Raw genomic sequence first — 11810 nt, 5'->3', positions numbered from 1 at the left:
TACAAAATAAAATGTGGAAACCGTTTCCACATTCTGCTTTCTATTTATATATTTATACAGTATAATTACTTTAATGACAAAGGATTGATTATATGGCAACGATAAAAGATGTGGCAAAAAAAGCAGGTGTTGGAATCGCTACAGTATCTAGAGTAATTAATGATTCTGGGTACGTAGGGAAAGAAACAAAGTTGAAAGTTCAAAAAGTAATTGAAGATATTGGATATGTACCTAACGAGATTGCTCGAAGTATGAAAAATCAAAAGACAGATATTGTTGCTTTCATACTCCCTAACAGTACACATCTATTTTTTGGTGAGTTATTGTACAATGTTGAAAAAGAGTTGTTTAAACATGGATATAAAGTTATGTTATGCAATTCAAGTGCAAGGTTAGAAAAGGAAATAGTATATCTAGATATGCTTAAAAACAATAAGGTAGATGCAGTTATCTTGCTGACAAATAATGACATTGAAGATTACCTTCAAAAGTCATTACCACTAATTTCATTTGATAGAAAGTTTGACGGTGTACCGTTTGTTGCTAGTGATAACTTTAAAGGTGGAGAACTTGCTGCTAAAAGATTAATAAGTCATGGTTGTAAACGATTAATGTTTATTGGTGATGATGCCCAAGGAGATAATACTCCTGTAGAAACAGAAGTAACTAAAAGACGTTTAGGGTTTAATGATTATATAAAGAAAAACCAAGGACTAGATACTATTAATGTTGAATATCCATTAGGTGATTATATTGTTTCACCAGATGAAATCCATAAGCTGATTGAAGATTATCCAGAAATTGACGGCGTTTTTGCCATCTCAGATGCTGTGGCGATGGCAGTAATTAAAGAATTAGCAAAAAGAGGAAAAAAAGTACCTGAAGATGTAAAAGTTATCGGATTTGATGGAGGTAGAAGTTTCCTAAATATGGGTATTAAAATCACTTCTATTTCACAAGATCCAGTATTAATAGCTAAGGCAATTTCAGAACTAATTAAGAGTTATCTGACTGGAGGAATAATTGAAAATAAGATTATCCCAGTGCACTTAGAAGACGGAGATACGGCTTAGAAAAGCCGTATCTTTTATTTTCTTAATCCATTGAAAGTGCTATTTGACAACGCTTTCAATTGGTGCTATAATTTTTGTGTTAAAGTATTTTAAATATTTTTTTAATAATGTGTGGAAAGGTTTTCACTTTTAAGCCTATGACTTGGTCGTTTAAGGGACTACTCACCCATTTAGAAAGAAGACTTAACTAGAGTTTAATGTTTTTTTTAAAACAGTATGGAAAGGTTTCCTCATTTAGGAATTGGTGTTATTTATGAGTTTTTTTGAAAAATTAAATATCAAGTCCTCAAAAATGGGTTGTGTCCTTATTGGGGAAATACTTATTGATAGAATTATGGAAAATGGGACAGAAATTGTTGGAGGGAGTACCTTCAATATAAATAGAAATCTTCATCGATTAAATCAAAAATCTACATTGTTTTCTTCTGTAGGATCTGATTCATACGGAAACTTCATTTTAAAGAAATTGAACGATTTGAAAATTGATAAATCAAATATTAATGTTACTGATACAAGTACTAGTCGGGTAGATATTTACAATGACGGTGAAACACCGATACCTAATTTTTTTAGAGGTAGTGATTATCAAATTTTATTTGATGAACACATGGAGAATGTTATTAAAAACTCTAGTATCTTACATTTCTCATTTTGGCCTTTATCAATGGAACCTTCAAAGCAAACAATTATGAATGCAATAAAAATAGCTAAAGAGAATAATGTAATAATTGGGTTTGATCCTAACTATCATGAGGATTTAATTACCTCTGAATCGTTAACAAAAGATGAACTAATGGAGATATTGAAAGTAGTAGATATTGTTAAACCGTCATTAGATGATACGATTCGAATTTTTGGGAAAAGATCAACTAATGAAGATTATATAAAGATATATGAAGACCTTGGTTGTCAATTGATAATTTTATCACTTGGTTCAAAAGGAATTATAGCTTCATATAAAGGTGAAAGAATTAAACTACAGACTTTGGCAACTGAAATAGTTGAAGTAACAGGTGCTGGAGATGCATTTTGGAGTGGGTTATATAGTGGATTACTTACAGGTAATACAATCTATAATTCCATCGAATTAGGTCTAGCAAGTAGTGCTGAAGTCCTAAAAGTAATTGGTGGAGATGTAAAATTTCCTTCAATTAAAGAACTTAAAGAAAAATATGATATAAGGGTGAAAATATGAACATAATATTTTTGAATCCACAAGGAAACTTTGATAATGCGGATTCCTTCTGGACGATGCATCCTGATTTTGGCGGACAATTAGTTTATGTCAAAGAAATAGCTATCGAAATGGCGAAACTTGGACATAGTATTGATATTGTAACTAGGCAAGTTGTTGATGAGCAATATCCAATGTTTAAAACACAGATTGATCATTATGAAAATGTCGAAAATCTTCGAATAATCCGTATTCAATGCGGTGGTAATAAATTCTTGAATAAAGAACTATTATGGGAACACTTAAATGAATGGACCAATAATATTATTGATTTCTATGAAAAAGAGAATACCAAAATAGATTTCATGACAGGTCATTATGGTGATGGTGGATTAGCTTGCGCCATGATGAAAGACAAGAAGGGTATTCCATATTCATTTACGGGTCATAGTTTAGGTGCTCAAAAATTTGATAAGTTGAATGATGATTTTAAGAATTATGATGAACTTATCAAAAAATATAGTTTCAATAAAAGAATAATCGCTGAAAGAACAGCTATTAGTAATAGTGATATGATTTTTGTTTCTACATCACAAGAACGTGACGAACAATATAGACATGTATTGTATTTTGATACTTTTCATAGAAAGAATCCTCCCAATTTTACAATTGCTCCTCCAGGGGCTAACACTAGGGTATTTGCCCCTATCTGGAGCTTGAATGTTGGTGAAGAAACTAAAAGGAAACTAGATTTTACAATAAAAAGAGATATTGAGGAATCAAGAAGAGAACTACCACATATTGTTTTAGCTAGTAGGTTAGATCCTAAGAAAAATCATATTGGTTTAGTAAAAGCTTTTGCAAAAAGTAAAGAATTACAAAGTAAATCAAATCTACTTATTTCATTAAGAGGAATTGAAAATGCATTTATAGATTACAGTAATGCAAAACCAGATGAGATAATAATCATTGATGAAATGATGGAAGTTATAAAAGAAAATGATTTACTAGGTAAAGTAATGTTTATAAGTATTAACTCTCAATTTGAATTGGCGGATACTTATAGGTATATGTCTAAACTCAAATCAGTATTTAGCTTAACAGCTTTATATGAACCATTTGGGTTAGCTCCTATTGAAGCAATGTGCGCAGGATTACCTGTCGCAGTTACTAAATATGGTGGTCCAGCGGAAGTGCTAGAAGAAAATGGTAAGGAATTTGGTGTTCTATTAGATGTATTAGATATTGATGATATTGTTTCGGGATTACTGAAGTTATTTAGTAGTTACGAGTATTATCAGGAGCAAGGTTCAAAAAGAGTTATTAGTAAATATACATGGGGTGCAACCGCAAAAAAATACTGCGATAGTATTGAAAAAGTTTTAAAGAACTACAAAAATATAAAAGTAGATATACCCGCATATTTTTATAGCAAGAGTAAACATGATTTAAATAAGAACTTTATTAAAAGTAAACTAAATCAAGAGGTGACATAATGGTAGAAAAACCTAGAAAAGTAAAGTCATATAAAAAATCAAACAATTTTGTATTCTTTCTCTTTATACTTCCTTCGTTGTTCTGTTTTACATTGTTTGTAATAGTTCCTTTCATACAGGGGATTTATTATTCAATGACAGACTGGACAGGTTTGAATACCGGAAGAGAGAATTTTATATGGTTCCAAAACTATGTAACAATCTTTTCTGATTATGGATTTGCCTATTCATTCTTTAGAACTGCAATCTATTCAGTATTGAATATTGTTGCAATTAATGCCGTTGCATTTGGCTTAGCATTACTTGTTACACAAAAAATCAAAATTAGAAATATTGCTAGAGCAGGATTCTTCTTACCAAACTTAATTGGTGGATTGGTTTTAGGATATATTTGGCAGTTTATATATAACAATGCTTTAGAATCACTTGGTGGAATTTTTAGTCCAAGTATTCTAGCAAGTGGAGATTCTGCATTATTTGGTTTAATTGTTGTTGTTACTTGGCAATATGCTGGATATATTATGATGATATATATAGCCGCTATCCAAAACGTACCTCAAGATTTACTAGAAGCAGCAAGTATTGATGGAGCTAATATTTGGCAAAGATTAAGAACAATAATCTTACCGCTTGTAGCTCAGGCATTCACAATTGCTCTGTTCTTAACACTAGTAACATCATTTAAACAGTTTGACACAGTATTATCACTTACTGGTGGTGGACCAGCAACACTATTACCGGTGTGGTTAGCAAGTCTATATAATTTAGACATTGTTCCAGCAGTTCAGTCTACTGACTTAATTGCTATCAACATTTATGATGAGGCATTTACCTATACTCGAATGGGTATAGGACAAGCAAAAGCAATTGTATTCTTCACCGTGTTAATCATATTCTCTCTTACACAAGTTTACTTCAACAAGAAAAGAGAGGTGGAGTTATAATGGCTAGAAAAACTAAAAGTTTAAAGATAAAAAATACTTATAAGATTAATACATGGAAGTTTTGGAGAAAAGTATTACTCTATGTACTTACTATTTCATTGTTCTTAATATTTATGTTTCCACTTTATATGGTCGTTATAAATGCGGCAAAAGATGCCCAAGAAATTATACAATATCCAATGGCATTACCTAAAAACATTAGTAATATTTTTACCAATATACAAGATATATTAACTAGAGACAATGTAAATTATTATAGTTCATTTATTTACTCAGTAATTATTACTACGATAAGTCTTGTAGCAATTGGGATTTTTAGTTCAATGGCTGCATGGGTATTAGTAAGAACTAAAAAATGGTATTCTACTGCAATATTCTTATTATTCATTGCAGGAATGGTTGTACCATTCCAAGTAGTAATGCTACCATTATCAAGTTTATTACAAACTCTAAAGAACATAACTGGAATACCATTCAAAGATACAATTCATGGTATTGTCCTCGCATATGTTGGATTTGGAGCACCGTTAAGTATCTTTATGTTCCACGGATTCATAAAATCAGTTCCAATTGATATTGAAGAAGCAGCAATTATTGATGGTTGTTCAAAACCACAAGTATTCTTTAAAGTGATTCTTCCGATTTTAAAACCTATCTTTGTTACAATGTTAGTTTTAAATGGTATGTGGATCTGGAACGATTACCTCTTGCCAGTTTTAATCTTAGGTAAAGGAGGAGATATTCAAACTCTTCCAATCAGTGTATCAAATCTAGCTGGATTCTATGATAAAGAGTGGGGATTAATCCTTACAGCTGTTGTTATGGCGGCATTACCAGTTGTAATTCTATTCTTATTTGCTCAGAAATATATTATTAAAGGTATGACTTCAGGAGCTATTAAATAAAATCATGAAGAATATAAATAGAGTAAATAGAGTAAAGAAAGAAGAGTTGCTAGTAGATGAATCAATCTTTAGCATTGCAAATGGTTATATGGGTACAAGAGGAACGTTTACTGAAGGATATGGAACAGAATATGAGTATAATCAAACATACATCAACGGACTTTATGAATTTTATGATTACCACTATGAAGAAAACCTAACGGGTTTTCCTCAAGAAGGACAAAAGTTTGTAAATATCATTGATGGAACAAATATAAGAATTACGTTTCAAAAAAATAGAATAAATTTAGAGACGTGTAATATTGTGTCTTTAGAAAGAGAGTACAACCTTGAAAAAGGAATTACTCTTCGAAAAATTCATTATCAAACTAAAGATGAAAAATATGATTTTTATCTTGAAGAAACAAAGTTTGTTTCAAGATTTATAAAAGAACTAATCGGAATTGAATTAATTATATATTCACCAAACTATCCACATGAAATAAAAGTTAAGAGTTTCTTAAGACAATCAAAAAGAAATCATGAAAAAAATAATGATCCACGGATTCAAACTTTAGATAATTCTATGGAAATAATAGCTATTGATTGTGAAAAAGGTTCAATTACTTCGAAAACAGAACGCTCTAAATTTACCGTTGAATCGACAATGATCCACAATGTTGATTTATATAATAAAGTTGATGACAAGATGATTAAAGCATCGGGATACTTTAAAATCGATAAACCACTTAAAGTTCAAAAATATGTAATTCATTCTTCTTCTTTGTACGATGAGAATTACGAAGCAAGAACGAAAGAAATAGTTAAAAAACTAGAAAGTTTGAGTTGGGATAATTTACTGCAAGAACAAGAAAAGTATTCAAATGAATTCTGGAATAATTCCAATATAGAAACTACAAATGCGGAAACTACAAAATTACTTAATTATAATATCTATCAGTTGAACAATTGTGGTGGTGAAAGTGACATTCACAATATAAGTGCAAAAGGACTTAGTGGTGAAGGATATGAAGGACATTATTTCTGGGACACAGAAATTTATATGATTCCATTCTTTGTTCTTACCAATCCATTAAAAGCTAAGAACTTGCTATTATATCGTTATCAAACATTAGAATTAGCAAGAGAAGAAGCTCGTGAACTAGGATATAGTAAAGGTGTCAAAATCCCCTGGAGAACAATCAATGGTGAAGAGGCATCACCTTACTATCCAGCAGGAAGTGCTCAATTTCATATCAATAGTGATGTCGCTTATGCAATAGTAAAATATTTTGAGGCTACAAATGACATTGATTTCTTAATTAATTATGGATTTGAGATGCTAATCGAAACAGCAAGATTTCTTCAAGAGGCAACAAACTATCATGAAGGTTTTTACCATTTGAATAGTGTTACAGGACCTGATGAATATACGACAGTAGTTGACGATAATTTCTATACAAATATTTTGATGAAATATCACTTCAATGAAACGGTATATTTATACAACAAATATAAGAAAGAATTAGAAAAATGCATATCTAAACTAGGTATTACTGAAAAGGAAATGAAAGTTCTAGAAGATATTGGTGAGAATATATATTTACCATTTGATAAAGAACTTAATATCTTTGCTCAAGATAAGAACTTCTTATCAAAAGCCAGATTAAACCTTGATGATATACCAAAAGACAAATTTCCATTACTACTAAATTATCACCCGTTGTATCTATATAAACACCAGGTTTTAAAACAAGCAGATACAATGTTAGCCTTACTATTATTAGATTTTGAACAGTTAGATATATTAGAAGATACATTTAATTATTATGAACCAATAACTACACATGATTCTAGTTTATCTAAATGTATTTATAGTATTATGGCATTTAAACTTAATAAGTCTAAAATGGCTAGGAAGTACTTCAATGAAGTGTTGAACACTGATTATAAAAATACTCATAACAATACTGAACAGGGCCTTCATGTAGCTAATTTGGGTGGTTCATACATAGGGTTTGCTTACGGAGTACTTGGACTTAGAATCCACCGAGGTTATTTAAAATTAGAACCTCATAGGATGAATGATTTGGAAGGATTCAATCTGAAGATTCAATATCAGAATGAAACAGTAACGATTAGTTTATCAGATAAATTAGTCATTGAAACAACCGGGGATGTAAAACTTAATATATATGGAAAAATGATTGAAGTTTCCAACGTTTACAAAACAGATTTACCAGAATAACTATGTTTTCAATTTTAATTTTAATTAATTAAAACTAAATAAAATAAAAAAAAAATAGGAGGAAATTAAATTGAAAAAATTATTATTATTAGTAGCTGCATTAGTATTAGTACTTACACTAAGCGCATGTGGTGGACAAAAAACATTAGTAATTTTTCAAAACAAAGTTGAGATCGACTCTGTTTTAAGAGATTACGCTGAAGCATGGGGAGAAGCAAATGATGTTGTAGTAGAAGTTAAAACTTGTGGTGGAGATACTTGCGCCTATGGTGAACAAATCTTAGCTGAGTTCCAAGGCGACGAACAACCTGACATTTTCGTAATTGAAGGTATGGGTGGATACGATATCTACGAAGACAAAATATTAGATGTAACAGGTGAAACTTGGACATCTAATACAGATTTAGAATTCGTAGTTGACGGTGCTACTTATGGATTCCCTGTAGCAGTTGAAGGATGGGGAATGGCTTATAATGAAGACATCTTAACTGCAGCGTTTACACTTGAAGGTGCTGGACGTACAATTGCAAGTATAGAAGATGTTTCACAAGCTGAATACATTGAAGTATTTGATGCAGTTCAAGCTTATTATGACGCAAATGATATGGATGACTATGCAGTAGTATCTATGGCTGCAGCATCTGGTATGACTTGGGTTACTGGACTTCATAACTTTAATGGTTATTTATCTGCTGGTTTAGGTTATACAGATAATTCTGTAATCAATGATTTAAACGCTGGTACAGTTAACCAATCAAGATTAGATCAACTAGCTGATTGGGTAGAAATCTTATTTACTTACGCAGATGAAGATATCTTATTAACAGGAACTTATGACTTACAAGTTGGTAAATTTGCTAATGGTGAAGCAGCATTCTTACACCAAGGTAACTGGACTGATAGTTCTTATGACGATAGTGATTTCGAAATGGGTTACTTACCACATGCTGTATTAGAAACTGGTAATGATTCAATCTTTATCGGAGCTCCTTCATTCTATGTAATCAATAAAGATTCTGATTCTATTGATGATGCTAATGCATTCTTAAATGACTTAGCAGCAACAACTGAAGGACATGAATACATGGTTAATGATGCTCATATGGTACCTGCATTCAACTCTGTAACATTAACTCCTGCTACACCTTTAAGTGCAGCAGTAATGGAATGGAACCAAAAAGGTAAAGCTTATGCATGGTGGCAAAATGATATGCCTGCAGGATTTGGTATGGATACATTAGGACCAATCTATGAATTATATGCAAAAGGTGTTACTGGTACTACAGGTGGTATAACTCAAGCTGAGTTTATTGCACAAATGAAAGCAGTAATTGAAGATTTAGGATAGAATACTTAAATTGATTAAACCTCTGGGATACCAGAGGTTTATCTTTTGTTTGGAAGGTGAGAATTATGATTAGACTTGTAATATTCGATCTTGATGGAGTTTTAACTTCGACTTCAGTAGAACATTTTGCTGCATGGAAAAAAGTAGTTAAAGATGAATTTAATATCGATATAGATGATAGTGTTGAAGAACAAACAAAAGGTGTTTCAAGAATGGATTCTTTAGAGAGGATTCTTGAATCAATTGGTAAAGAGACTATTCCTCTAATCGATAAGCAACGTATCGCAAACACAAAGAATGAAATGTATATTAAAATGATTAGGAAATACAATGAATCAAACCTGTTTGAAGGTGTTATAGAACTATTTCAATTTCTTAAAGAAAAAGGAATCAAGATTGCACTAGGAAGTGCATCAAAAAACGGGCCTAATATTGTAAAAAGTTTAGGGATTTTCAAAATGATTGATTACATTGTTGATCCTTCTGAAAACAGAGGGAAACCTAATCCCGATATATTCTTAGATGCTAAAAATCACTATGATTTATTAAGTGAGGAATGTATTGGTGTTGAAGATGCTCAAGCAGGGATAAATGCAATTAACTCCGCTGGAATGAAGAGCATCGGAATTACAAAAGAAAGCGTATTATTCAATTTTGATTATGGATATCAAGAAATTAAGGATATTGACTATTCAATATTCTAGTAATTTTCAAATGAAACACCTTTGGCTTAATAAAGCCAAAGGTGTTTTTATTTTAAATAGAAACTAGTTCGGTTTCTAAAATATATTTCTAAAAAACACTTGTACTTCTATATAATGTATGCTACTATACTAAATATAGTAGTGTGTGACATACTGTTCATGGTGATTACTAACAACACATCTAAATAAAAGAAGAGGAAGAATAAAAAAATGAATAAGAAAGTTATTAAGTATTTTATTATCACCTTTGTATGGGCATGGATATTATGGTTACCATTTGTATTACCTTATTTTGGAGTTTATGAAATGACAGAAACGTTGCAAGGATTAATTATGCCAGCAATAATGCTTGGTGCATTTGGACCTTTGGCATCTGCTGTAATTCTTACTTATAAAGATGGGGGATTTAAAGCAGTAAAAGCTTTTTTCAAAAGATGTTTAGATTTTAAAATTAAACCTAAATATTATATTATTGCATTAGTTTTAGGTGTCGGGTTAACAGCTCTAGCTTATTATATTATTACTTTTACCGGTCTAGATGTTTTACAGGATAATTTATTTCCTGAAGAATTAAATATTCCGGTATATCTATTAATTGTTCCTTATGCTTTAATGATTTTGTTTGTTGGCGGGGGACAAGAAGAATTTGGATGGAGAGGTTATGCTCAGGATCCAATGCAAGATAAACTAGGAATCATTAAAGGTAGTTTAATCTTAGGTTTATTATGGGGATTATGGCATGGACCATTGTGGTTAATAGAAGGAGAAGGACATCAGTATTATTCGTTTCTAGCTTTCCTAATCTATACAACTAGTTGGTCTTTAATTATTAGTATTATTTATAATATAAGTGGAAAGAAAGTAGTTATCGCATGGTTTATGCATACGATCGCTAATGTATCAGTTCCTTTCTTCCCAATCTTATTCTTAGAAGATGTACCTCAACCTGGTTATTGGGTTTGGGCAGGATGTAATGTTCTAGCTGCTATTGGTATTGCTATTTGGTTTACTAGAAAACAGAAAAGAGAGCAATTAAGTTATGAGTAATAAAAAAATAGTTTTATTCTTTGCTATAACTTTTGGATGGGCTTGGTTATTCTGGTTACCATATACCTTACCAACTTTCGGTGTCGAAAACTTACCAGAATGGTTAACAACTTTTAAAATGCCGATTCAGGTTCTCGGAGCTTCAGCTCCTTTAGCTTCAGCATTGATCTTAATTGGTTCAGCTGAAGGATGGCAAGGAATCAAAAAGTTCTTTAAGAAAGTATTAGACTTTAGAATTAAACCTATCTATATCGTTATTGCTTTACTTTTATCTTCAGTTTCTAATATTATCGCGCACTATTATCCTAATATTATGGGATTAGAGGAATTACCAAATTCATACTTCCCATTTGAAGCAGGATTACCAATCTTCTTAACAGTCTTTATTTATATATTTGTTATGTTTTTAATTGGTGGGGGACAAGAGGAGTTTGGCTGGAGAGGTTATATTTTAGAACCACTTCAAGAGAAATTAGGAGTTATCAAAGCAAGTTTACTAATTGGTATTATATGGGGATTATGGCATTACCCATTATGGTTAATGCCAGGTGAAAGCCATATTTACTATTCATTTATTAGCTTTGTTATATTTGCTACTACATTTTCTCTTATCATTGGTATTATGTATAACGTTAGTGGTAAAAAGTTTGTTATCGCATGGATCATGCATGCAGCAAGTAATTTCTTCTTATCATTATTTCCAGTATTCTTTACGAAAGACGTTGCGCAACCATCATATATGGTATGGATAGCAATAAATATAGTAACAGCAATTGGTCTTACTATTTGGTATCAAACAAGAAAAAACAAGCAAGTAATGCAAACACAATAAAATATAAACTAAAAGGTATAATCACAAAATTATACCTTTTTCTTATTGCTAAATAATGAA

The 11810-nt window shown here is 31.2% G+C and carries 10 protein-coding genes; all 10 read left to right on the top strand.

Annotation, left to right across the window (positions count from 1 at the left end; translation table 11 throughout):
• Positions 1–92 precede the first annotated feature (92 nt).
• Complete coding sequence (locus KQ51_RS07480) at positions 93–1073, top strand: LacI family DNA-binding transcriptional regulator (protein ID WP_038470852.1); 981 nt, start codon at positions 93–95, stop codon at positions 1071–1073.
• A 253-nt stretch (positions 1074–1326) separates the two neighbouring features.
• The gene (locus KQ51_RS07475) at positions 1327–2268 is read left to right on the top strand and encodes a carbohydrate kinase family protein (protein WP_038470850.1); all 942 of its coding nucleotides are present in this window, start codon (positions 1327–1329) and stop codon (positions 2266–2268) included.
• Positions 2265–3743: a glycosyltransferase gene (locus KQ51_RS07470; RefSeq protein ID WP_038470848.1), complete on the top strand. Its 1479-nt coding sequence runs from the start codon at positions 2265–2267 to the stop codon at positions 3741–3743. Before KQ51_RS07475 ends, KQ51_RS07470 begins: the two co-directional genes overlap by 4 nt.
• Positions 3743–4687, top strand: a complete 945-nt coding sequence (locus KQ51_RS07465; RefSeq protein ID WP_038470846.1) for a carbohydrate ABC transporter permease — start codon at positions 3743–3745, stop codon at positions 4685–4687. The genes KQ51_RS07470 and KQ51_RS07465 overlap by 1 nt, the downstream gene beginning before the upstream one ends.
• Positions 4687–5592 carry a carbohydrate ABC transporter permease gene (locus KQ51_RS07460; protein WP_081909937.1) on the top strand — a complete coding sequence of 302 codons (906 nt, stop codon included), beginning with the start codon at positions 4687–4689 and terminating at the stop codon, positions 5590–5592. Before KQ51_RS07465 ends, KQ51_RS07460 begins: the two co-directional genes overlap by 1 nt.
• A gap of 4 nt (positions 5593–5596) precedes the next feature.
• On the top strand, positions 5597–7819 hold the full coding sequence (locus tag KQ51_RS07455; RefSeq protein WP_038470844.1) for a glycoside hydrolase family 65 protein: 2223 nt from the start codon (positions 5597–5599) through the stop codon (positions 7817–7819).
• Positions 7820–7889: 70 nt separating this feature from the next.
• Positions 7890–9167, top strand: coding sequence for an ABC transporter substrate-binding protein (locus KQ51_RS07450; protein WP_038470842.1), 1278 nt, complete (start codon positions 7890–7892; stop codon positions 9165–9167).
• 65 nt (positions 9168–9232) lie between these two features.
• Entirely contained in the window at positions 9233–9871 is a 639-nt protein-coding gene (gene pgmB / locus KQ51_RS07445) for a beta-phosphoglucomutase (protein WP_052609347.1), read from the top strand.
• Positions 9872–10081: 210 nt separating this feature from the next.
• Positions 10082–10918 (top strand): CPBP family glutamic-type intramembrane protease, encoded by an 837-nt coding sequence (locus tag KQ51_RS07440; RefSeq protein WP_052609345.1) that lies wholly within the window; start codon positions 10082–10084, stop codon positions 10916–10918.
• Positions 10911–11750: a type II CAAX endopeptidase family protein gene (locus KQ51_RS09515; protein ID WP_052609343.1), complete on the top strand. Its 840-nt coding sequence runs from the start codon at positions 10911–10913 to the stop codon at positions 11748–11750. Before KQ51_RS07440 ends, KQ51_RS09515 begins: the two co-directional genes overlap by 8 nt.
• Positions 11751–11810: the final 60 nt, after the last annotated feature.

Source organism: Candidatus Izimaplasma bacterium HR1 (genome assembly GCA_000755705.1).
Taxonomy (GTDB): domain Bacteria; phylum Bacillota_I; class Bacilli_A; order Izemoplasmatales; family Izemoplasmataceae; genus Xianfuyuplasma.
Note: the sequence above shows the minus strand (reverse complement) of the source record. Positions and strands in the feature narration are given on the sequence as shown.

Excerpts from the sequence above, each read along its gene's own strand:
- KQ51_RS07475 (WP_038470850.1), top strand. The coding sequence starts at position 1,327 with ATGAGTTTTTTTGAAAAATTAAATATCAAGTCCTCAAAAATGGGTTGT.
- KQ51_RS07470 (WP_038470848.1), top strand. The coding sequence starts at position 2,265 with ATGAACATAATATTTTTGAATCCACAAGGAAACTTTGATAATGCGGAT.
- KQ51_RS07455 (WP_038470844.1), top strand. The coding sequence starts at position 5,597 with ATGAAGAATATAAATAGAGTAAATAGAGTAAAGAAAGAAGAGTTGCTA.
- KQ51_RS07460 (WP_081909937.1), top strand. The coding sequence starts at position 4,687 with ATGGCTAGAAAAACTAAAAGTTTAAAGATAAAAAATACTTATAAGATT.
- KQ51_RS09515 (WP_052609343.1), top strand. The coding sequence starts at position 10,911 with ATGAGTAATAAAAAAATAGTTTTATTCTTTGCTATAACTTTTGGATGG.
- KQ51_RS07440 (WP_052609345.1), top strand. The coding sequence starts at position 10,082 with ATGAATAAGAAAGTTATTAAGTATTTTATTATCACCTTTGTATGGGCA.
- pgmB (WP_052609347.1), top strand. The coding sequence starts at position 9,233 with ATGATTAGACTTGTAATATTCGATCTTGATGGAGTTTTAACTTCGACT.
- KQ51_RS07465 (WP_038470846.1), top strand. The coding sequence starts at position 3,743 with ATGGTAGAAAAACCTAGAAAAGTAAAGTCATATAAAAAATCAAACAAT.
- KQ51_RS07480 (WP_038470852.1), top strand. The coding sequence starts at position 93 with ATGGCAACGATAAAAGATGTGGCAAAAAAAGCAGGTGTTGGAATCGCT.